The sequence below is a fragment of the Herbaspirillum sp. SJZ099 genome (genome assembly GCF_007828355.1).
Classification (GTDB): domain Bacteria; phylum Pseudomonadota; class Gammaproteobacteria; order Burkholderiales; family Burkholderiaceae_D; genus Herbaspirillum.
On the sequence record NZ_VIUO01000001.1, the window covers coordinates 758,573 to 780,745 of the forward strand.

Annotated in this window: 16 protein-coding genes and 1 tRNA gene; 7 read left to right on the top strand and 10 right to left on the bottom strand. The window is 64.4% G+C overall.

Going from position 1 to position 22,173, the window contains the following annotated elements; all coding sequences use genetic code 11:
- The first annotated feature begins 5 nt into the window (after positions 1 to 5).
- The gene (pbpC, locus tag FB597_RS03300; RefSeq protein ID WP_144768026.1) at positions 6 to 2,258 is read left to right on the top strand and encodes a penicillin-binding protein 1C; all 2,253 of its coding nucleotides are present in this window, start codon (positions 6 to 8) and stop codon (positions 2,256 to 2,258) included.
- Between the two features lie 55 nt (positions 2,259 to 2,313).
- Here pbpC and FB597_RS03305 read toward each other — a convergent pair.
- From FB597_RS03305 to argH, 7 genes are all read right to left on the bottom strand, one after another.
- Positions 2,314 to 2,398, bottom strand: a tRNA-Leu gene (locus tag FB597_RS03305).
- Positions 2,399 to 2,608: 210 nt separating this feature from the next.
- Positions 2,609 to 3,349: an ABC transporter ATP-binding protein gene (locus FB597_RS03310; RefSeq protein ID WP_141916314.1), complete on the bottom strand. Its 741-nt coding sequence runs from the start codon at positions 3,347 to 3,349 to the stop codon at positions 2,609 to 2,611.
- Positions 3,346 to 4,107 carry an ABC transporter ATP-binding protein gene (locus tag FB597_RS03315; protein ID WP_141916316.1) on the bottom strand — a complete coding sequence of 254 codons (762 nt, stop codon included), beginning with the start codon at positions 4,105 to 4,107 and terminating at the stop codon, positions 3,346 to 3,348. The genes FB597_RS03310 and FB597_RS03315 overlap by 4 nt, the downstream gene beginning before the upstream one ends.
- On the bottom strand, positions 4,107 to 4,985 hold the full coding sequence (locus tag FB597_RS03320; protein WP_141916318.1) for a branched-chain amino acid ABC transporter permease: 879 nt from the start codon (positions 4,983 to 4,985) through the stop codon (positions 4,107 to 4,109). Before FB597_RS03320 ends, FB597_RS03315 begins: the two co-directional genes overlap by 1 nt.
- 4 nt (positions 4,986 to 4,989) lie before the next feature.
- Positions 4,990 to 5,871: a branched-chain amino acid ABC transporter permease gene (locus FB597_RS03325; RefSeq protein ID WP_144768028.1), complete on the bottom strand. Its 882-nt coding sequence runs from the start codon at positions 5,869 to 5,871 to the stop codon at positions 4,990 to 4,992.
- Positions 5,872 to 6,129: 258 nt separating this feature from the next.
- The gene (locus FB597_RS03330) at positions 6,130 to 7,287 is read right to left on the bottom strand and encodes an ABC transporter substrate-binding protein (RefSeq protein ID WP_141916322.1); all 1,158 of its coding nucleotides are present in this window, start codon (positions 7,285 to 7,287) and stop codon (positions 6,130 to 6,132) included.
- Positions 7,288 to 7,579: 292 nt separating this feature from the next.
- The gene (gene argH / locus FB597_RS03335) at positions 7,580 to 8,977 is read right to left on the bottom strand and encodes an argininosuccinate lyase (protein WP_144768030.1); all 1,398 of its coding nucleotides are present in this window, start codon (positions 8,975 to 8,977) and stop codon (positions 7,580 to 7,582) included.
- 405 nt (positions 8,978 to 9,382) lie between these two features.
- Here argH and FB597_RS03340 point away from each other — a divergent pair, with 405 nt between their 5' ends.
- Entirely contained in the window at positions 9,383 to 10,207 is an 825-nt protein-coding gene (locus tag FB597_RS03340; RefSeq protein WP_141916326.1) for an HDOD domain-containing protein, read from the top strand.
- A 121-nt stretch (positions 10,208 to 10,328) separates the two neighbouring features.
- Here the strand turns inward: FB597_RS03340 and FB597_RS03345 are convergent, their stop codons facing one another.
- Both FB597_RS03345 and ppc read right to left on the bottom strand, forming a co-directional pair.
- Complete coding sequence (locus FB597_RS03345) at positions 10,329 to 11,207, bottom strand: dienelactone hydrolase family protein (protein WP_255515791.1); 879 nt, start codon at positions 11,205 to 11,207, stop codon at positions 10,329 to 10,331.
- A gap of 515 nt (positions 11,208 to 11,722) precedes the next feature.
- On the bottom strand, positions 11,723 to 14,641 hold the full coding sequence (ppc, locus tag FB597_RS03350) for a phosphoenolpyruvate carboxylase (RefSeq protein WP_144768032.1): 2,919 nt from the start codon (positions 14,639 to 14,641) through the stop codon (positions 11,723 to 11,725).
- 200 nt (positions 14,642 to 14,841) lie between these two features.
- On the opposite strand from ppc, the gene hemC reads away from it, so the two are divergent.
- The 5 genes from hemC to ppa all read left to right on the top strand — a co-directional run bounded on the left by hemC (position 14,842) and on the right by ppa (position 19,835).
- The gene (gene hemC / locus FB597_RS03355; RefSeq protein ID WP_144768034.1) at positions 14,842 to 15,798 is read left to right on the top strand and encodes a hydroxymethylbilane synthase; all 957 of its coding nucleotides are present in this window, start codon (positions 14,842 to 14,844) and stop codon (positions 15,796 to 15,798) included.
- Positions 15,782 to 16,606, top strand: a complete 825-nt coding sequence (locus FB597_RS03360) for a uroporphyrinogen-III synthase (protein ID WP_144768036.1) — start codon at positions 15,782 to 15,784, stop codon at positions 16,604 to 16,606. The genes hemC and FB597_RS03360 overlap by 17 nt, the downstream gene beginning before the upstream one ends.
- Positions 16,603 to 17,796, top strand: coding sequence for a uroporphyrinogen-III C-methyltransferase (locus FB597_RS03365; RefSeq protein ID WP_144768038.1), 1,194 nt, complete (start codon positions 16,603 to 16,605; stop codon positions 17,794 to 17,796). Before FB597_RS03360 ends, FB597_RS03365 begins: the two co-directional genes overlap by 4 nt.
- Before the next feature lie 20 nt (positions 17,797 to 17,816).
- Positions 17,817 to 19,016 carry a heme biosynthesis protein HemY gene (locus tag FB597_RS03370; RefSeq protein WP_141916337.1) on the top strand — a complete coding sequence of 400 codons (1,200 nt, stop codon included), beginning with the start codon at positions 17,817 to 17,819 and terminating at the stop codon, positions 19,014 to 19,016.
- A gap of 282 nt (positions 19,017 to 19,298) precedes the next feature.
- Positions 19,299 to 19,835, top strand: a complete 537-nt coding sequence (ppa, locus tag FB597_RS03375) for an inorganic diphosphatase (RefSeq protein WP_141916339.1) — start codon at positions 19,299 to 19,301, stop codon at positions 19,833 to 19,835.
- Positions 19,836 to 20,326: 491 nt separating this feature from the next.
- On the opposite strand, the gene FB597_RS03380 is transcribed toward ppa, so the two are convergent.
- Positions 20,327 to 22,003: a peptide chain release factor 3 gene (locus tag FB597_RS03380; RefSeq protein WP_141916340.1), complete on the bottom strand. Its 1,677-nt coding sequence runs from the start codon at positions 22,001 to 22,003 to the stop codon at positions 20,327 to 20,329.
- Positions 22,004 to 22,173: the final 170 nt, after the last annotated feature.

Here is a 22,173-nt window from a genome sequence, read left to right on the forward strand (position 1 = left end):
CAGGCATGTCGATCCGATGCGCAATGGGACGCAAGCTTGCAAGATTGCTGCTGCTGGCAGCCTTGCTGGCGCCCGCGGCCGCGCATGCCGTGCCCGGCTTTGCCGACGTCAAACGGGATTTCATGCCGTCCGAAGCCAGCCTCTACGACCGCCACGGCGAGCTGTTGCAGCAGCAGCGCGTCAACATGGACGAGCGCAAGCTGGCCTGGGTCGGACTGGAAGACGTATCGCCGGCGCTGCGCAATGCGCTGATCGCCTCGGAAGACCGGCGCTTCTACCAGCACAGCGGCATCGACTGGAACGCGGTGGCCGCATCCGCCTGGGGCAACCTGTGGCACACGCGCACGCGCGGCGCGTCCACCATCACCATGCAGCTGGCCGGATTGATCGATGCCGACCTGCGCCGCAAATCTTCCCCGCGTTCGGTCACGCAAAAGATCTCGCAAGCGTTTGTGGCGCAGGCGCTGGAACGCTCATGGCGCAAGGACCAGATCCTGGAGGCCTACCTCAATATGGTGGCGTTTCGCGGCGAATTGGTCGGCGTGCATGCGCTGTCGCGCGTGATGTTCGGCAAGCATCCGAGCGGCCTCAACCAGAGCGAGGCGGCCATTGCGGTGGCGCTGATCCGCGCGCCCAACGCTTCGCCGCGCCGCGTATTCGAACGCGCCTGCGCGATCCTGAAGGAAGAGCGCGCGCCGGAACAGTGCCATGGGCTGGACGGCGCCACCGAACTGGCATTGGCGCGCGCCGCCAGCCGCCGCGACCTGCCGGGCGCCAGCGATGCGCCGCAACTGGCGCCCCATCTGGCGCGCAAGCTGCTCACGCAACCCGGCCAGCGCTTGCGTTCGACGTTGGACGCCGACTTGCAGCGCTTCGCCTCGCAAGCCTTGCGCCGGCAACTGGCCGGCCTGGTCGAGCGCAACATCGAAGACGGCGCGGTGATCGTCATCGACAACGCCAGCGGCGAGGTGCTGGCCTGGGTCGGCTCCAGCGGCAGCGCGCTATCGGCGGCGGCCAATGTCGACGGCGTGGTGTCGCAGCGCCAGGCCGGCTCGACGCTCAAGCCGTTCCTGTATGAACTGGCGATCGAAAAGAAATGGATGACCGCCGCCTCGTTGCTGGACGACTCGCCGGTCAACCTCGCCACCTCGGCCGGGCTCTACATTCCGCAGAACTACGACAAGCAATTCAAGGGGCTGGTCAGCCTGCGCACTGCGCTGGGATCGTCGCTCAACATCCCGGCCGTGCGCACGCTGGTGACGGTGACGCCGGAACGTTTCTTCCAGCGGTTGCAGGCGCTGGGTTTCAACCTGCGCGAAAGCGGGGACTATTACGGCTACAGCCTGGCGCTGGGCAGCGCCGACGTGACGCTGGCCAACCTCGCCAATGCCTATCGGGCGCTGGCCAACCAGGGACGGTATTCGCCATTGCGCACCCGCCTTGATGAGGCCCGCGCGCCAGCCCGCTTTACCCGGGTCATGGATGCCGATGCCTCGTTCATCATTGGCGACATCCTGGCCGACCGCAGCGCCCGCGCGCGCACCTTCGGATTGGAGAATGCGCTGTCCACGCGCATCTGGAGCGCGGTCAAGACCGGGACCTCGAAGGACATGCGCGACAACTGGTGCGTCGGTTACTCGGGGCGCTATACGATCGGGGTGTGGGTCGGCAACGCCTCGGGCGCGCCGATGTGGGACGTATCCGGCGTGACCGGCGCCGCGCCGGTGTGGCAGGAGGTGATGCAATACCTGCACGCGCGCCGGCCGGAGGCGGCGCCGGCCAAGCCCGCCAACGTGATGGCGCGCGCCATTCGCTACGAGGACGACATCGAGGCGGCGCGCACCGAATACTTCTTGCCGGGCACCGCGCAGTCCGACATCCGCATCGCCCGCGCGCGCGAAATCCGTCCCGCCATCACTTACCCCACCGGCGGCATGCTGGCGGCGCTCGATCCCGACATCCCGCCGGCACGCCAGCGCATCCGCTTCCGCGCGCAAGGCGCGCCGGTTGGCAGCCGCTGGGTATTGGATGGCAAGGCGATCCCCGATGCCATCCTGCGTTCCGGTCGCGCGCATGTGCGGCAGATTGCCGCCAACGCTTCTGCGGACACGGATCAGGAACTGGCGTATGACTGGATGCCATGGCCCGGCAAGCATGTGCTCGCGCTGCAGGACAAGTCGGGGACGGAGCTGGATAGCATCCGCTTTGAAGTGCGCGGCGCGGTGGAGCGGCCGCAGGAAAAAACGAAGAAGAAATAACGCACTCCAAAACGCAAAAGGCCGATTGATTTTCATCAATCGACCTTTTATGTTTTGGTGCCCACGGAGGGACTCGAACCCCCACACCTCGCGGCACATGGACCTGAACCATGCGCGTCTACCAATTCCGCCACGTGGGCTTATCAGACACGGCGATAAAGCTGCTGTGCTTGAAAGAGGCTGCATATTAAGGGTAATTGGGCGAGGGGTCAACAGGGGAATTGAATTTTTTACGGATTTTTTGGAGCCGCCCGAAACGGCATGCGTATCCGGCCTTTTCAATCGCGCCGGCGGCAAAAAGAAACGGCGGCACAAGGGCCGCCGTTTGCGCCGGAAGGCGGGCGGGGCGCTCAGCCGCCCAGATACGCTTCCACCACCTTCGGGTTGCCCAGCAGGTTGGCGCCGGTGTCTTCCAGCACGATCTTGCCGGTCTCCAGCACGTAGCCGCGTTGCGCGATGCGCAGCGCCTGGCGCACGTTCTGTTCCACCAGCAGCACCGTCATGCCGGTCTTGTTGATCTCCTGCACGATGCGGAAGATTTCCTGGATGATCAGCGGCGCCAGGCCCATCGACGGTTCGTCCAGCAGCAGCACCTTGGGCCTGGCCATCAGCGCGCGGCCGATCGCCAGCATCTGCTGCTCGCCGCCGGAGAGGTTGCCGGCCAGGCCGGCGGCGCGGTTCTTCAGCACCGGGAATAGGGAATACACCCAGTCCAGGTCGCGCGCCACGCCGTCCTTATCCTTGCGGGTATAGGCGCCCAGCGCGAGGTTTTCCTCGACCGTCAGCGTGGTCAGCGTGGCGCGGCCTTCGGCCACCTGCACCACGCCGGCTTCGACGATCCGATGCGGCGACATCTGCACCAGGTCGTCGCCCTCGTTTTTTTCCCCTCTGTACAGCACGCGGCCGCGCTGCGCCTTCACCAGGCCCGAGATGGCCAGCAGCGAGGTGCTCTTGCCGGCGCCGTTGGCGCCGACCAGCGCGGTGATCTCGCCCTCGTTCAAGGTCAGGCTGATGCCCTTGACCGCCTCGATGTGGCCGTAGGCGACGGCCAGGTCCTCGATTTGCAGGATGGGTTTGCTGTTGCCTGTCATGCTTCTTCCTTGCCGAGGTAGGCCTCGATCACTTCCTGGTTGTTCTTGATCTGGTCCGGCGTGCCTTCGGCGATGATCTTGCCGAAGTTGAGCACCGCGATGCGTTCGCACAGGCCCATCACGAAGCGCATGTCGTGCTCGATCATGAAGATCGTGAAGCCGCGCTCTTTGATGTTGACGATCTCGGCCATCAGTTCGGTCTTTTCCGCCGGGTTCATGCCGGCCACCGGCTCGTCCAGCAGCAAGAGCCTGGGCCTGGTCGCCAGCGCGCGGGCGAACTCCAGCTTGCGCTGCTCGCCGTAGGAGAGGCTGTCGGCCAGCATGTGCGCCTTGTGCTCCAGGCGCACCCAGGACAGCAGCTCCAGCGCGCGCTCGCGCGCTTCCTGTTCGGCCTTGCGAAAGCCCCCCAGGTTGAACAGCATGCCGGCCACGCCGTAGTTGAGGTGGTCGTGCATGCCGACCACCACGTTTTCCAGCAGCGTCATTTCCTTGAACACGCGGATGTTCTGGAAGGTGCGCGCGATGCCGCGTTCGGTGATCTTGTGCGGGGCGACCTCGCCGATGTCTTCGCCGTTGAAGGCGATGCTGCCGGAAGAGGCGCGCAGCAGGCCGGTGATGAGGTTGAAGACGGTGGTCTTGCCGGCGCCGTTGGGGCCGATCAGGCCGAAGATCTCGCCTTCGCGGACGTTGAAATCGACGCCTTGCAGCACCTGCAGGCCGCCGAAGTTCTTGCTGATCTGCTTGAGTTCTAAGAGCATCACTTCACCTTCTTGTCAGCAGCGTTGCGGCCCAGGATCGCGCGAATGCGGCGCGGGTCCCAGATGCCCTTGGGCAGGTACAGCACCACCAGGATCAGGATCAGGCCGTTGATGGCCAGCCGGAAGTCCTTGAAGTGGCGCAGCACTTCGGGCAGCAGCGAGAGGATGGTCGAACCGATCATCGGGCCGATCAGGTTGCTGGTGCCGCCGAAGACCGCCATGGTCAGGATGTCGACCGCGTTTTCGAAGCCGTAGTTGTTGGGGCCGATGGTGAAGGTGAAGTGGGCGTTCAGGCCGCCGGCCACGCCGGCGATGGCCGCGCCGATGACAAAGGCCAGCAGCTTGTAGCCGGCCACGTTCACGCCCATCAGGCGCGCCGCCACCTCGTCTTCCTTGATCGCCTCGAAGGCGCGGCCGGTCTTGGAGCGGCGCAGGCGCGCCAGGCAATAGATGGTCACGCCCAGCAGCAGCACGATGTGCCACCATTCGGTCAGCGGCGGCACGCCGTTCAGCCCCATCGGGCCGCCGGTAATCTCCAGGTTCAGCACGATCACGCGCACCACTTCGCCGAAGCCCAGTGTGGCCATCGCGAGGTAGACGCCCGACAGGCGCAGGGTCGGAATGCCGATCGCCAATGCCACCAGCGAAGGCAGCACGCCGCCGGCGGCCAGCGCGACCGGGAAGGGCATCTCGAACTGCATCGTCAGCAGCGACGCGGTGTAGGCGCCGATGCCCATGAACGCCGCGTTGGCCAGCGACAGCAGGCCGCACGACAGCGTCACATAGATCGACAGGGCCAGCATGGCGTTGACGCCGATGCTGAAAATGACTGTGTTGTAGGTGGCCCAGAAGCCATCCCACCATTCCATAAAGCTCATGGTCTTATGCCTTTCTTTCCAGCACTTTGCCAAACATGCCGGACGGCTTGACCAGCAGGATCAGGAACAGGAGGCCGAAGGCCACCGCGTCGCGGAAGTCGCTCGAGATATAGGCCACCGTCAGCACCTCGGCGAAACCGAGGAACAGGCCGCCGATCATCGCGCCGCGGATGTCGCCCATGCCGCCCAGGATGATCACGGCGATGCCCTTGTGCAGCATCGGCTGGCCCATGAAGGGCGAGATCGCGTTGAACGACACGCCCACCAGCACGCCAGCGGCGCCGCCCAGCGCGGCGGCGGCGAACGAGGTCAGCAGGAACAGGCCCTCGACGTTGATGCCCAGCAGGTAAGCCGCCTTGGGCGACTCGGCGATGGCGCGCAGCGCGCGGCCGAGCTGGGTCTTGCGCATCACGCCCAGCAGCACCACCATCAGCACGAAGGCGATCACCACGATAGCCACTTGCACCGCAGTGATGTGCAGGTTGCCCAGGCTGACGCTTTCCTCGGGAATGGTGCCGACCGGGAAGCGCTTGTTCTCGGCGCCGAACAGGCCCTGCGCGATGTTGGTGATCATGATGGCCACGCCGATGGTGGCGATCATCGGGATCAGGTGCGGCGCGTTGCGTTTGCGCAAAGGCTTGAGAACCAGCACGTCGATGATGAGGCCGAGCAGGCCGGTGGCGACCATGGCCAGGACCAGCGCCAGCCACAGCGGCAGCGCCATCTGCTCGACCAGCAGCAGGGCGGCGTAGCTGCCCAGCATGAAGATCGCGCCGTGCGAAAGGTTGATCACGCCCAGCACGCCGAAGACCAGCGTGAAACCGAGCGCGAAGAGCGCATACACGCTGCCCAGCGAGAGGGCATTGATGAGCTGTTGTTCTAACATAGAGCCTGCGATAGGTAATGGGAATCGCTCTCGCGCCTGGCTTGTCCCGGTCAGGCGGGCGATGTATCCCTCGTTACATCGGAAGTGCGGCCCTTTCTCGTTACAGGCCTGTTCTGGTTTCCGTTCTGTTCAAACCGGATGGCAGCCGGCGATCCTTGGTGCGTCTGCGGGGATGCGCATGACCGGCCAAGAGGCCGGCCATGCGCTACCGCAACTCAGGAGAGTTTCGCTGCGTGCTTGCGTATTGCCGATGCCGAATTACTTCAGCAGGACGAACTTGCCGCCCTTGGCGATGTTGACGATCGCTTCCTGGTCGGCGTCGAAGCCCACCTGCTTGCCGGCGACGGCCGGAGCTGGACGGAACGCGAACTTGCCGGTCGCGCCTTCGATCTTCACCGTGGGCAGCGCCTTGCGCACGGCGTCGCGGTCGTTGGCCAGGTTGCCCGACAGCTTCACGTTCTTCAGCGCTTCAGCCATGATGTACAGGGCATCGTAGGCCTGTGCCGCGAACTGGTCGGGATCGGAACCGAACTTGGCCTTGTAGGCCGCGATGAAGGCCTTGTTGACCGGGGTCAGGTTTTCCGACGACCAGGGGCTGCCCATCAGGGTATTGTCGCCGGCGTCCTTGGCGATCTCGAACAGCTTCGGCGAGTTCAGGCCGTTGCCGCCGATGAAGGGCTGCTTCATGCCCAGCGCGCGGGTCTGCAGGATGATGTTGGCGGCTTCCTCGGCCAGGCAGGAGCAGACGATGGCGTCCGGATTGCCGGCCTTGATCTTGGTCAGCTGGGCCTTGAAGTCGACGTCGCCCTTGGCATAGGCCTCGGTGGTGGTGGTCGGGATCTTCTGCTGTTCCAGCGTGGCCTTGAAGACGTCGTAGCCGGACTTGGTGAAGGCGTCGTCGTTACCGTAGATCACGGCGACCTTCTTGATGCCGAAGTGCTTCACGGCAGCCTTCACGGTGACCGGCAGCACGTCGGCTTCCATCACGGAGTTGCGGAAGGTGAACGGGCCCATGGCGGTAATGCCGTCAGCCGTGTTGCTGGTGCCGAAAGCCACGACCTTGGCGGCGTTGGCGATCGGGTCGGCGGCGAAGGCCGAGTTCGACAGGGTGGGGCCGAATACCGCCAGCACCTTGTCCTGGAAAATCAGTTTCTTGAAGACGTTGATGGCTTCTTCCTTCTTGCCTTGTTCGTCTTCGATCACCAGGGCCAGCTTGTTGCCGTTGATGCCGCCCTTGGCGTTGACTTCCTCTGCTGCCAGGGTGAAGCCGTTCTTGATGGCCACGCCGTACTTGGCGGCCGGACCGGTCAGCGCTTCGGCGACGCCCAGCTTGATGTCGGCGGCCAGTGCGCCGGTCGACAGGGTCGCGCCCAGCAGCAGCGCGGGAATGGTCTTGAGCATGGTATTGAATTGCATCGAGTTCTCTCCTCAGTTAGATATTGTAGAAATCGGCTGTCGCCTCCCGTGCAGACCGGCGCGGGTTCTTACAGTGATTCCTTCATCGAGGATGATGCAAAAGGCGCCCGGGATAACGGGACTTGTGCTCCATCCTCTGAAGACCGTTTTGCGGCCTCTTTCGATACAGCCGGCACAGCATATCCCAAAAATACGCGCGCCGGCTTTTACAACCCGCTTCAATGCGTCCGGGTAGGGCGCATCGCAGCGGCATGCGAATCCAGTCCCGCAGGGCTGGCGGGTGGTGCTTGCTTCAGTTCTTCAATTCGTTGCGGATATGCGCAATGGCCGCACGCACCTGGTTGGGCGCGGTGCCGCCGATGTGGTCGCGCGCGGCGACCGAGCCTTCCAGCGTCAGTACCTCGAACACATCCTCGCCGACCAGCGACGAGAATGCGCGCAGCTCGTCCAGCGACAGGTCGGCCAGGTCGCAGCCCTTGTCCACGCAGGTGCGCACCGCGTGCGCGACGGCTTCGTGGGCGTCGCGGAAGGGCAGGCCCTTCTTGACCAGGTAGTCGGCCAGGTCGGTGGCGGTGGCGTAGCCCTGCAGCGCGGCCGCGCGCATGGCGTCCGGCTTGACACTGATGCCGCGCGCCATGTCGGCGAAGATGCGCAGCGTGTCGGTCAGGGTGTCGACGGTGTCGAACAGCGGTTCCTTGTCTTCCTGGTTGTCCTTGTTGTAGGCCAGCGGCTGGCCCTTCATCAGGGTCAGCAGCGACACCAGGTGGCCGTTGACGCGGCCGGTCTTGCCGCGCGCCAGTTCGGGCACGTCCGGATTCTTCTTCTGCGGCATGATCGAGGAGCCGGTGCAGAAGCGGTCGGCGATGTCGATGAAGCCCACGCGCGGGCTCATCCAGATCACCAGCTCTTCGGACATGCGCGAGATGTGGGTCATCACCAGCGCGGCGGCGGCGCAGAATTCGATGGCGAAATCGCGGTCGGAGACGGCGTCCAGCGAGTTGCGGCAGACGTCGTCGAAGCCCAGCGTCCTGGCCACGCGCAGGCGATCGATCGGGAAGGTGGTGCCGGCCAGCGCCGCGGCGCCCAGCGGCAGGCGGTTGATGCGCTTCCTGGCATCAAGCATGCGTTCGGCGTCGCGGCCGAACATCTCGACATAGGCCAGCACGTGGTGGCCGAAGGTGATCGGCTGCGCCACCTGCATGTGGGTAAAGCCCGGCAGGATGGTGTCGGCGTGCTGTTCGGCCAGGTCCAGCAGGGCGCTGCGCAACTCGCGCAGCAGGCCGATGATGTCGTCCACGGCGCCGCGCATGTAGAGGCGGATGTCTGTGGCGACCTGGTCGTTGCGCGAACGGCCGGTGTGCAGGCGTTTGCCGGCGTCGCCGACCAGTTCGGTCAGGCGCTTTTCGATGTTGAGGTGGACGTCTTCCAGATCCAGCAGCCATTCGAACTTGCCGGCGTCGATCTCGCCCTTGATCTGCGCCATGCCGCGCTGGATGTCAGCGTAGTCGGCGGCGTTGATGATGCCCTGGTGGGCCAGCATCTCGGCATGGGCCAGCGAGCCCTGGATATCGACCTGGGCCAGGCGGTTGTCGAAGAAGACCGATGCGGTATAGCGCTTGACGAGGTCGGAGACGGGTTCAGAAAAGCGAGCCGACCAGGCTTCGCCTTTTTTCGAAAATTGGTCTGTCATATTGGGAATTCCGGAGAATGGGCGATTATAGCAAGCGCGGCAGCGTCAAGCCATGTCGCGGCAGCCGGAAATGCTGCGTGCCGCGGCTTTTTCGCATCTGCCGCACTGCGGCATGCATGTTTTTCCCTCTTCCCGTTTTCGGATTCCCATCACCTGATGCGACGCGCACGATATTTCCGTGCGGCATCGCTGGCGCATGCCGCTCCTGAGCAGCCTGTCGGCAGCCCAGAATGCAACCCGTAATGTAACCCGTAAAAAGCTTGCATGATTGGCAAATCAAGTCGCTATACTTGAGCCGCGATGACTGGCCGGCTCAACTGGAAAGCAAGGGGAAAGTTAAGCGGCACTCGCTGAGAGATTGGAAAGATGTTCGGGGGTCGTCTTACTGATACAGGAGAAATGGTCATGAATCTGGAGGCACTGTTCCAGCAGCAAACCGCATTGCCCAGCATTCCCAGGGTGGTGCAGGAAGTCATCGAAAGCTTCAACAACGAATCCGTCTCCATCGAAGAGATCGGCAAGAAACTGACGGCAGACCAGGTGCTCAGCGCCAAGATCCTGCGCCTGGCCAACTCATCCTACTACCATGTCTCGCGCACCATCGGCACCGTCGAGGACGCGGTGCTGATGCTGGGTTTCATGACCGTGCGCACGCTGGTGGTGTCCACCGGCATGGCGGGCAGCTTCAAGAAGCTGCCGGGGGTGGACCTCAAGCTGTTCTGGCGCTATAGCCTGGACACCGCCATCATTTCCAGGTGGCTGGCCAAGCGGGTCAGGGCCAATTCCGATTTCGCCTTCATTGTCGGCCTGATGCACGCCATCGGCCAGTTGGTGATGCATGCCGGCATGCCGGAGCAGGCATTGCAGGTAGACAAGATCGCGGGGCCGCTGGATGCGCGCCGCCTGGAGGTGGAGCGCAAGTCCTTCGGCTATGATTTTTCCGACGTCGGCGCCGAGCTGGCCAAGCGCTGGCGCTTCCCGGACGAGTTCTCGCAAGTGATCAAGGCCTTCCCGCAGCCGCTGGAAGGCAAGTTCGACCAGTTCGCCGCCATCGTCCACCTGGCCGCCTGGCGCGCCCGCGCCGAAGAGAACCGGTATTCGGCCGATGAACTGGAGTCGACCTTCCCGGCCGAGGTGGCCGGAAAGCTGGGCCTGACGCTGGAAACCTTCACCGAGGAAATGCCGCCGCTGGCCGAGCTGGGCGAGGGCATGCGGGACATGATCGACTGACGCGCCAATCGTCGCTCAACAAAAATGCCGGCACACAAAATGTGCCGGCATTTTTTTGGGCGGGCGTCGCGTGGCGGTGCGGCGGCGACCCGACAACCTCGGAGGTATCGTCAACAGGTTCTTAGTTGAGCTTGGCTTCGAGGAAGTTCAGCATCGACCGGTAGGCCATCGCGCGCGCGTCCGGATTGCTGCCGCTGGTCACGCCCGAGCCGGGCTTGCCGATGCCGTTGATGTCCATGCGCACATGGACCGGCAGTCCCGGGGCATCGAAGTCATGGTAGGTGTCCGGATACAGGCGCAAGGCGATTTCGGTATCGCTGCCTTCCATCTTCTTTTCCATCGCTTCGCAAGCCTGGGGGGGCGTCCAGTCGTCGTTCTCGCCCATCAGGACCAGCAGCGGCGCGGCCGGCTTGAACGGCGTGCCGGGCTTGGCGTAGGGTTGGCAGTTCGGATAGAAAGCCACGGCGGCGCGCGGCTGCACCTTGCGCACGGCCACATCGGTGTCGGCCAGGTTCATCGCGGCCAGCACGGTGCTGGCGCCATGCGACCAGCCCAGCAGCGCCACGCGCGACATGTCGACATCGGGTTGGGAAGTGACCCAGTGCAGCGCCGCCTGCACATCGTAACGCCGGTTCATGACGCTGGCTTCGCGCTGGGTGGCATTGTCCTGGCAGATCGAGCGTCGGCCGCGCGGCGTGAAGCTGTCCGGGAACAGCACGTTGTAGCCGGCATCGGTGAGCACGCGCGCCATGGCCAGGTGGCGCGGCGTGAATTCGCCCTTGCCTTCGCGGATCATGCTGTACAGGCCGCCGCAACCATGCAGGGCGATGACGGTCGGGCGCTTGCCATTCTTGTCAGTGGACGCCGTTTTGCGCGCCTTGATCCACACGCCATACAGCGCGGTGGCTTTGCCGCCTTTGCCGTCGACGCTGGTCAGCGAGACGCGTTCGGCAACCAGCTGCGCCGACGGCGCGGCATTGGGCGCGGTCTGGGCGAACACGGGCGCGGCTGCGAAAAAGAGAGCGCCGACGCAAAACGAGACGAGAGATTTTCCCCGGATACGCATGTTGTGTGATTCCTCGTGTCGATGCCCGCGCCGCCGTTCTCGGCTTGTCTCCACGCGCCGTACATGTTGGTCTTTCGATAAAGCCAACACCCCGGCTGCGACAGCTGCGGTTGAAATCCTGATGAGATTCCATTTTACAAAATTGGAGGGCGGCGCTGAGGTTACGGCAGATCCTTTTGGCGCAAAAAACCGATCCGGCGCATGAAAACACCCAGCTGTACGGCAGGCGCAACACAGTTGCCCGGCTGCCAGATACACCCCTGACGAAACGTTAACGGCAAGGAAACGCAGTTCTTGAGACGGGGCGTTTCATCTTTTTCCAGGCGGGCGGGAAAGGTTGTCGGAACAGGAAGGCCCGGGCCGGCCTGTCATGGGCCGGCACGGGAAAAGCGGAGAGGGGAAGAGCGGCATGGCCAGCCGTTGCTGGCCATGCCGGGGAGGGGTGACGATCAACCGGTATTGCGCAGGCCGGCGGCGACGCCGTTGATGGTCAGGTGGATGCCGCGCTGCACGCGTTCTTCCGGCGCCCGGCCGGTGGCGATGGCGGTGCGGTAGCGCTTGATCAGTTCGACCTGCAGGTGGTTGAGCGGATCGAGATAGGCGAAGCGGTTCTTGATCGAGCGCGCCAGCAGCGGGTTGGCGGCCAGGCGTTCCTTGCTGCCGGTGACGGTGCTGAGCATGGCGCTGGTGCGTTCATGCTCATCGGCGATGCGCCCGAAGATGGCGTTGCGCAGCTTGCGGTCGGCCACCAGCCCGGCATAGCGCGACGCCACGGCGAGATCGGTCTTGGACAGCACCATGTCCATGTTGGACAGCAGGGCGGCGAAGAACGGCCACTCCTTGCACATTCCGCGCAGCGTGGCCAGGCGGCGGGCGCTTTCCTTGGGGTTGCCGGCATCGGCCAGCCAGCCCGAGACCGCGCTGCCGAAACCGTACCAGCCCGGGAACAGCAGGCGGCACTGGCCCCATGAGAAGCCCCAGGGAATGGCGCGCAGGTCTTCGATGCGCTGGGTGGCCTTGCGCGAGGCCGGGCGCGAGCCGATGTTGAGCTGGGCGATCTCGGCGATCGGCGTGGCCGCGAAGAAGTAGTCGGTGAAGCCGGGCGTTTCGTAGACCAGGTTGCGGTAGGCGCGGTAGGCGCGTTCGGAAAGCTCTTCCATCACGCGTTCGTACTCGGCCAGCTTGCGGGTTTCCTTGGCATCGGTGGCTGGCGGCATCAGGCTGGCTTCCAGCGTGGCCGCGACCAGCAGTTCCAGGTTGCGGCGCCCGATTTCCGGGTTGGAAAACTTGGAGGCGATGATTTCGCCCTGCTCGGTCAGGCGGATCTGGCCGTTCACGGTGCCCGGCGGCTGCGCCAGGATGGCCTGGTAGCTGGGGCCGCCGCCGCGGCCGACGGTGCCGCCGCGGCCGTGGAACAGGCGCAGCTTGACGCCGGCCTCATTGAACAACGCCACCAGCTGGTTCTCGGCCTTGTACAGCTCCCAGTTGGAGGTCAGGAAACCGCCATCCTTGTTGGAGTCCGAATAGCCCAGCATGACTTCCTGCAGCTTGCCCTGGCGGGCGATGAGCGGCTTGACCTGCGGCAGCGCCAGCCAGCCGCCCATGATGCCGGCCGCGCAGCGCAGGTCGGGGATGGTCTCGAACAGCGGGATGACCATCAGCTCCAGTTCCTTCAACTGGTTGCCTTCGATGTGCAGGAGGCCGGTTTCCTTTTGCAGCAGCAGCACTTCCAGCAAGTCGGACAGGGTCTCGGTGTGCGAGATGATGTAGTTGCGGATGGCGCGCTCGCCATAGCGGCGGCGGATTTCGCGCGCGGTGCGCAGGATGCTCAGTTCGGAATTGGTTTCGTCGGCGTATTCCAGGTAGGGCGAGTACAGCAGGCGCGGCTTGCCCAGTTCGCCCAGCAGCAGCGCCACCTTGCGTTCTTCGGCCAGGCTTGCGTAGTCGCTTTCGACCTGGGCCTTGGCGAACAGCTCGGCCAGCACGCGCTCGTGGATGTCGGAGCTCTGGCGCATGTCCAGCGTGGCCAGGTGGAAGCCGAAGATTTCCACCGCACGCTTCAAGCCGGCCAGGCGCGGCTTGACCAGCGCGGCGCCGTGGTTGGCCTGCAGCGAGGCGACCAGCACATCCAGTTCGGCCACGCATTCGGCCGGTGTGCCGTAGGGGGCGGCGGCGCCGACTTCCTGGCGCAGGATGTTGACCACGCCCAGCGCGCGGGCGGTGGCCGCCAGGCGCGCGTACACGCCGATCAGCGCGCGGCGGTAGGGCTCGTCGGCGCGGTGGTCGGAATGGTCGGGCGAGGCCGCGGCCAGCGCCAGCAGTTCCGGGCTGGCATCGACCATCAGCGTCGAGATCGACAGCTCGGCGCCCAGCGTGTGCACTTCTTCCAGGTAATAGTCGAAGATGGTGGCGGACTGGCGCTTCAACGCATGCTGCATGGTGCCGGCATTGACGTTGGGGTTGCCGTCGCGGTCGCCGCCGATCCAGCTGCCCATCTGCAGGTAAGGCGGCAGCTCGGCGCCGCCGAGCGACTTGGCGCTTGATCTGGCGCGAGCGGGGAACTGGCTGTCGATCTCGCCTTCGATGTCGTCGTACAGCGCCGGCAGTTCGCGCAGGAAGGTGATGCGGTAGTAGGACAGGGCGTTTTCGATTTCATCGGCCACCGTCAGCTTGGTATAGCGCAGCATGCGCGTCTGCCACAGCGTGGCGATGCGCGCGCGCAGCAGTTCGGTGTTGTGGCGCAGTTCCTTGGGCGTGAGCGGGTTGTCGCGTTCGGCCACCAGGCGCGCGATCTCGCGCTCGGCATCGAGGATGCTCTTGCGCTGCACTTCGGTGGGGTGGGCGGTCAGCACCGGCGAGATCAGCGACTCTTTCAAGAAGGAGCGCACCTGCGCGCCGGAAACGCCGGTATCGTCCAGCCGCGAGAGCGCATAGGCCACGCTGCCGGGCTGCGGCGCCGAACCGGCCAGCAAGTGCGCGCGTCGGCGACGGTTGTGGTGCTGGTCTTCGGCGATGTTGGCCAGGTGCGAGAAATACGAGAAGGCGCGCACCACGGAATTGGTCTGGTCGCGGGTGAGCTTCTTGAGCAACTTGTCGAGCTCGGCGCCGGCCTTGGCGTCGGATTCGCGGCGAAAGCGCACGGCGGTCTGGCGGATGGTTTCGACCACGTCGAAGACCTCGTCGCCTTCCTGTTCGCGCACCACTTCGCCGAGCAGGCGGCCCAGGAGGCGGATGTCCTCTTTCAGCGGCGCGTCTTTGTCGGTGTTGCGGGCGGGTTTGGCGGCGGTGGCGGCCTTGGTGTTGCCGGAACGAGCGGTGGATGGGGCGGAGCGGGCACTGCGTTTAGTCTGGTTATTTGTAGTTGCCATGATCGACGGTTGCTGCGGTTTTCAAGGAAGAAAGTCGTGCTTGTGGATCGAACTGCCGGGGTGTTGCGTGCTACTAGGTGCTAGAATTTGTCTCGATATTTTTATGTATTTAAATTTAAATTTCAGTCTGTGATCGCCGGTCGCCTGCTTTGTCCTGCCGCCTCTGCCGCGGGTGCCACGACTGAATTGGAAAGCCCGCCTTGAAAGAATTTCCTCCTTCGAACGTCGTCATCGTGTCCCGTGAAAGCCGCCTGGCCATGTGGCAGGCCGAACACGTACGCGACCGGATCAAAGCATTATATCCGCAGTGCAGCATCAGTATCCTCGGCACCACCACGCGCGGCGACCAGATTTTGGATCGCACGCTGTCCAAGGTCGGCGGCAAGGGCCTGTTCGTCAAGGAGCTGGAGGTGGCAATGGCCGAAGGGCGCGCCGACCTCGCCGTGCATTGCCTCAAGGACATGCCGATGGAGTTGCCGGAAGGATTCGAACTGGCGGCCATCCTGGAGCGCGAAGATCCGCGCGACGCCTTCGTCTCCAACGACTTCGCCGCGCTGGACGCGCTGCCGGCCGGCGCCGTCGTCGGCACCAGCAGCCTGCGCCGCCAGGCCATGATCGCCGCGCGCTATCCGCAACTGGTGGTCAAGCCGCTGCGCGGCAACCTCGACACGCGCCTGTCCAAGCTCGATCGCGGCGACTATGCGGGCATCATCCTGGCCGTGGCCGGCCTGAACCGCCTCGGCCTGAAGCAGCGCATCCGCGCCTATCTCGATCCCGAACAAAGCCTGCCGTCGCCGGGCCAGGGCACGCTGGCCATCGAAATCCCGGCCGGTCGCGACGATCTCAAGCGCTTCCTGGCGCCGCTGCATGACGATACCGCCGCCGTGGCTTCGGCCGCCGAGCGTTCGGTGTCACGTATCTTCGGCGGCAGCTGCCAGATTCCGCTGGCGGCTTACGCCGCCGTCGACGGCCAGCGTTTGCATCTGCGCGCCATGATCGCCACCCCCGATGGCAGCCGCATCGCCGCGGCCGAAGCCGAGGGTTCCGTCAACGCGCCCGAGGCATTGGGCGAGCAGGTGGCAGGCTTGCTCAAGGCCAAGGATGCCGATGCCATTCTCGCGGCCTGCAAGGCGCAGGCCGATGCCGAACCGTCCTGATCCGTCCCCGGCGGTGCCGGGCGCTGCCGTGCCGGTCGCAGCGGTGCCAGTTGTTGTCACGCGGCCGCTGCAGCAGGCGACAGCCTTCGCCGCACGGGTCGAAGCGCTGGGGCGCCGGGTTGAAATCTTTCCCTTGCTGGCGATCGAGCCGGTTGAAGACGCTGCCGAACTGCAGGCCGCGCTGGACCGGCTGGAAGCGTTCGCCCTGGCGGTGTTCGTCAGCCCCAACGCCATCGACGCGGCATTGCGCCTGCGCCCGCAGTGGCCGCGGCAAGTGGCCATCGGCATTGTCGGCGAAGGCAGCCGCGCGGCCTTGCGCGCGCACGGCATCGATGACGGCAATGCCGTCATCTTCGGCCCGCAGCGCACCGACAAGATGGATTCCGAGGAGTTGCTCAAGGCGCTGCCGCTGGCGCAGTTGCGCGGCAAGCGCGCATTGATCGTGCGCGGCCAGGCCGGGCGCGATTTCCTCGGCGAGGCGTTGCGGGGGCAGGGCATCGCGGTCGACTACGTCACCGCCTATCGCCGCCTCATGCCATCGCTGGATGGACGCAATCGCGCGCAATTGCTGGCGCTGGCCGATGCCGGCGCCGACTGGGTCATCACCAGTTCCGAGGCATTGCGCAATTTGCTTGAGATGGCAAGACTAGCCGGAGGCGATGATCGTGTGGTAAAACTGCAACGACAGAGAATCTTCGTTTCGCACCACAGGATCGCGCAAACCGCCCAGTCATTGGGCTTTTGCAGCGTCACCCTGACCGGTTCGGGCGACGAACGACTACTTGCCGCGTTACAATCCAGCCCATGAACGAACAGCAATCCACACCCGAGCCCAATCTGCCGGAAGCCAAGCCGGAGGCGAGTTACACCAGCCCTGCGAGCTCCCCCCATTTTTCATCCGCGCCGGATGGCGCCGCGGCATTGCGCAGGAGGATGCGCCTCCTGACCGTGCTGTTGTTGCTGGTCATCGCCGCGCTGGCCGCGCAATGGTGGACATCGCATACCGAGCTGCGCAGCCTGCGCAACGAGGTCGCGCAGCGCCTGCAAAGCGGCGACAACACCAATAACGAGGTCAAGGGCGTGCTCAAGGCGGTGCAGGAGAACACCAAGGAACTGCAAGCCAAGGTCAGCGTGCTCGACAGCAAGCAGGCCGAGTCGCAAAGCCAGCAACTGGCCCTGGAACAGATGTACCAGGATCTCAACAAGAACCGCGACGACTGGGCGCTCTCCGAGATCGAGGACGTGCTGTCCACCGCCGACCAGCAACTGGAGCTGGCCGGCAACGTGCAGGGCGCGCTGATCGCCTTGCAGAATGCCGACAAGAACCTGTCGCGTTCCGACAAGCCGCAATTCATCGCCATCCGTCGCGCCATCGCGCGCGACATCGACCGCCTCAAGGCATTGCCGACGGTGGACATCGCCGGCATCGCCGTGCGCCTGGACAGCGCCATCGGCCAGGTCGACAACATGCCGCTGCTGGTGGATGAAAAGCCGGTCGAGTCGGCCACCGAACCCAAGCGCATGCAGCCGATCAAGCCGGCCAAGGCCGCCAACGGCAAGGCTGCCGGGGACGCCAAGGCGGCGGACCTCCCCGCCGAACCCTCGGCCTGGTCGCAATGGCTGGCCGGTGCGCAAGACACATGGCAAAGCATGAGCACCGAGATGTGGGCCGAGCTCAAGCAACTGGTGCGCATCCGCGAAGTGCAGGCGCCGGACGCGATCCTGCTGTCGCCGGGCCAGGCTTACTTCGTGCGCGAGAACCTGAAGCTGCGCCTGCTCAATGCGCGCCTGGCGCTGCTCTCGCGCAACGAGTTCGCCTTCCGCAACGACCTGTCGGCCGCGCAGGACAACATTGCCAAGTATTTCGACACCCGCGCCAAGCAGGTGCAGACGACGCAGGCGCTGCTCAAGCAAGTGCAGGGCAGCAACCTGTCCATCCAGATGCCCTCGCTGGCCGAAAGCCTCAATGCGGTGCGCAACTACAAAGCCCGTCGCTGAGCGGATGACGGAATAGCGATATGAAAATACTGCTCTGGCTTCTCACCCTGTTCGCGTCCGCCATCGGCCTGGCCGTGCTGGCGCGCTTCAATCCGGGCAACGTGGTGCTGTTCTACCCGCCATACCGCCTGGATCTCTCGCTGAATTTCTTCATCTTCCTGGTGCTGGCGCTGTTCTTGGCGATCTACGTGGTCATCCGCGCCGTGCGCCTGACCCAGAAACTGCCCGGCCGCGTGATCGCCTATCGTCGCGCCAAGCGCGAGAACGAAAGCAACAAGGCCCTGCGCGATGCGCTCAAGGCGTACTTCGAGGGACGCTTCGGCCAGGCCGAGAAGTCCGCCACCCGCGCTTCCGACCTGCCGGAAAACGCCGGCATCTCGGCCCTGATCGGCGCCCGTGCCGCGCACCGCATGCGCCAGGCCGACCGCCGCGATATCTGGCTGGCCAGCACCGAGGTCGATCCTACGCTCAAGGCCGCGCGCCTGATGACCGCGCTTGAATTGCAAGTCGACGAGCACCAGTTCAAGCAGGCGCTGGACACCGTGGAAGAGCTCAACGCCAACGGCACGCGCCACATCCAGGCCCTGCAATGGGCGCTCAAGGCCAACCAGCAAGCCAAGAACTGGACCGAAGTGCTGCGCCTGGTGCAGACGCTGGACAAGCGCAACGCGCTGCATCCTGCCCTGTCCAACCGCCTGCGCGAAATGTCTTACGATGCCTTGCTGTCGGACCGTTCGCACGATGCCGAATCGATCCGCCGGCTGTGGGCGGAGGTGCCCAACGCCGACAAGCTGAAGCCCTTCATCGCCGCGCGCGCGGCCCATGCCTTCTCCAGCCGCGGCCTGCACGATGAGGCGCGCACCTTGCTGGAGCGCGCCCTGGCCGCCGACTGGGATATCCGCCTGCTGCGCGCCTACCGTGAGTCGACCGCCGAAGCCGGTTCGGCGGCCTTGCTGGCGCAGATCGAGCATTGCGAATCCTGGCTGGCCAAGAACCCGACCGATGCCGAACTGGCGCTGACGCTGGGCATGTTCTGCCTGCGCCAGAAGCTGTGGGGCAAGGCCCAGCGCCATCTGGAGCAGGCGCTGTCGGACGCCATCGAGCCGCGCACCGTGCGCGAATCGCACCTGGCGCTGGCGCAGCTGCACGAGGCGCTGGACCAGTCCGAACAGGCGGCGGCGCATTACAAGCAATGCGCGCTGGCGACGGCGATCCGCTGACCGCGGTCATTGCCGGTTGAAGTCGGTTGAGAACAAAGGCGGAAGCGGCCACGGCCCTTCCGCCTTTTCTTTGGCCACTGGCGCTACCACGGCGTCATGCTGGCGTAAGCTGCGGCCGGCATAGTGTGCCAATGCGTCGATGTGGTGGTTTTTCCTGTCGGTTCGGGCCTGAATTCGGACAGAAAGCCGCTATAATTGCCGTTTTCTGCGTATGTCGGCGGTGTATTCGCCAATCCAGAAGCCTGCTTTCCGTTTTTCTTTCCCCTTTAGCGAGAAATCCCCATGAGCCTGAACAACGTTCCCGCCGGCCGCGACCTGCCGAATGACTTCAACGTGATCATCGAGATCCCGATGAACGCCGATCCGATCAAGTACGAAGTGGACAAGGACACCGGCGCGATCTTCGTCGACCGCTTCATGGGCACCGCCATGCACTATCCGTGCAACTACGGCTACGTTCCGCAGACCCTGTCGCAAGACGGCGACCCGGTGGATGTGCTGGTGATCACCCCGTTCCCGCTGTTCCCGGGCGTGGTGGTGCGCTGCCGTCCGATCGGCGTGCTCAAGATGACCGACGAGTCCGGCGTCGACGCCAAGCTGCTGGCCGTGCCGGTCGACAAGATCCTGCCGATCTACACCCACTGGCAAAAGCCGGAAGACATGAACGAACTGCGCCTGAACCAGATCAAGCACTTCTTCGAACACTACAAGGACCTGGAAAAGGGCAAGTGGGTCAAGGTCGACGGCTGGGAAGGCCCGGACGCTGCGCGCGCCGAGATCCTGGCTGGCGTCGAAGCATACAAGAACGCCGCCAAGTAAGTCGTCGCAAACCGCTGTAGCAAGAAACCGGCCTTGCGCCTGATGCCGTTCAGCTAAATGCTGAACGGCATTTGTTTTTTTGTGGAGTCCAGACTCCGTTCGCCCTGAGTAGCTGCGCAGCAGCGTATCGAAGGGCAGGCAAGTCCGCCAACGCTGGCACGCTGGCTTCGATACGGCCCTGGCGGGCCTACTCAGCCCGAACGGATTCTGTGGTGAGTGGTTCAGAATGCGCCTTAACGGAACGGCATTTGTGTTTGTGGAGTTCCAGACCCCGTTCGCCCTGAGTAGCTGCGCAGCAGCGTATCGAAGGGCAGGCAAGAACGCCAACGCTGGCGCGCTGGCTTCGATACGGCCCTGGCAGGCCCGTTTAGCCCGAACGGAGTCGGCGATGGGCGGTTCAGCATGAGCCTTAACTCGGAATGAAAAAACGCCCGGCAGGCAAAAAACCTGACCGGGCGTTTTTGTAAGTGCGGCAGGGTAGTAAGGGCCGCTCAGTCCAGCTTGGCCGCATGCTCCCGCGTCGCATGGAACACGACTTCGGGCCAGCGCTCCTGCGTCAGGCGCAGGTTCACGCCCGAGCTGGCCAGGTAGGCCAGGTTGCCGGCCGCATCGATGGCCAGGTTGGCGCCGGCCGAGGATTTCTCGAAGTCGGCCAGTTTCTTCTTGTCGTCGCAGGTGATCCAGCGCGCGCTGCTGATGCTGGTGCCTTCGAACACCGCATCGACGCCGTATTCGTTCAACAGGCGGCTGGCCACCACTTCGAACTGCAGCACGCCGACTGCGCCCAGGATCAGGTCGCTGCCGGTGACCGGCTTGAACACCTGCACCGCGCCTTCTTCGCCCAACTGCTGCAGGCCCTTATGCAACTGCTTGATCTTGAGCGGATTGCGGATGCGCGCCACGCGGAAGAAGTCCGGCGCGAAGTAGGGGATGCCGGTGAACTGCAGCATCTCGCCTTCGGAGAAGCTGTCGCCGATCTGCATATTGCCGTGGTTGGGCAGGCCGATGATGTCGCCGGCATACGCCTCTTCCACCTGCTCGCGGCTGGACGCCATGAAGGTCACCACCGACGACACCTTGATGTCGCGGTTCAGGCGCAGGTGCTTCAGTTTCATGCCGCGCTCGAAGCGGCCCGAGCATACGCGCAGGAAGGCGATGCGGTCGCGGTGCGCCGGGTCCATGTTGGCCTGGATCTTGAATACGAAGCCCGAGAACGGCTCTTCGGTCGGCTTGACGCTGCGCACGGTGGCGTCGCGCCCGCCTGGGCCCGGCGCCCAGTCCAGCAGCGCATTGAGGATCTCGCGCACGCCGAAGTTGTTGATGGCCGAACCGAAGAACACGGGAGTCTGGATGCCGGCCAGGAAGTCGTCCAGGTTGAACGGATGCGATGCGCCATGCACCAGTTCGACTTCCATTTTCAGTTGGTCGATTTCCAATGGGAACATCTCAACCAGCTTGGGATTGTCGATGCCCTTGATGATCTCGACATTGCCATCGGCGCGTTCCTCGCCGGCCTTGAACAGCATGATCTCGTCGCGCAGCAGGTGGTACACGCCGCGGAAATTCTTGCCCATGCCGATCGGCCAGGTCACCGGCGCGCACTGGATCTTCAGCACCGATTCCAGCTCATCGAGCAATTCCAGCGGATCGCGCGTTTCGCGGTCCATCTTGTTCATGAAGGTGATGATGGGCGTATTGCGCATGCGGCAGACGTTGAGCAGTTTGATGGTCTGCTCTTCCACGCCCTTGGCCGCGTCGATCACCATCAGCGCCGAGTCGACCGCGGTCAGCACGCGGTAGGTATCTTCCGAGAAGTCCTGGTGGCCCGGGGTATCGAGCAGGTTCACCACGTGGTCGCGGTATTCGAACTGCATCACCGAGCTGGCCACCGAGATGCCGCGCTGCTTTTCGATCTCCATCCAGTCCGAAGTCGCATGGCGGCCGCTCTTGCGCGCCTTGACGGTGCCCGCCAGCTGGATCGCGCCCGAGAACAGCAGCAGCTTTTCGGTCAGCGTGGTCTTGCCCGCGTCAGGGTGGGAGATGATGCCGAAGGTGCGGCGGCGCTTGACTTCGCGCGCGATCAGTTCGGTCGACACCTTGCGGTTGCCGCCTTCGTTGGCTTCGGCGGCCGCGTTGGCGCCGGTGATGTCGTTGCTTGGTTCTTGCATGTCGGATCTGTCGGTTCAGGTCGGGGCGCCGGGGAAACGAAAAACGGCAGGCCGGCGCCGCGCTTCCCGAGCGGCGGCCAATGAAAAAAGGGCTGGAAAATCCAACCCTTGACTGGCCTTGCGTGCGCCGCCGCCAATGGCCGGCGCAGCATGTTCGGAAAGCTCTGGAA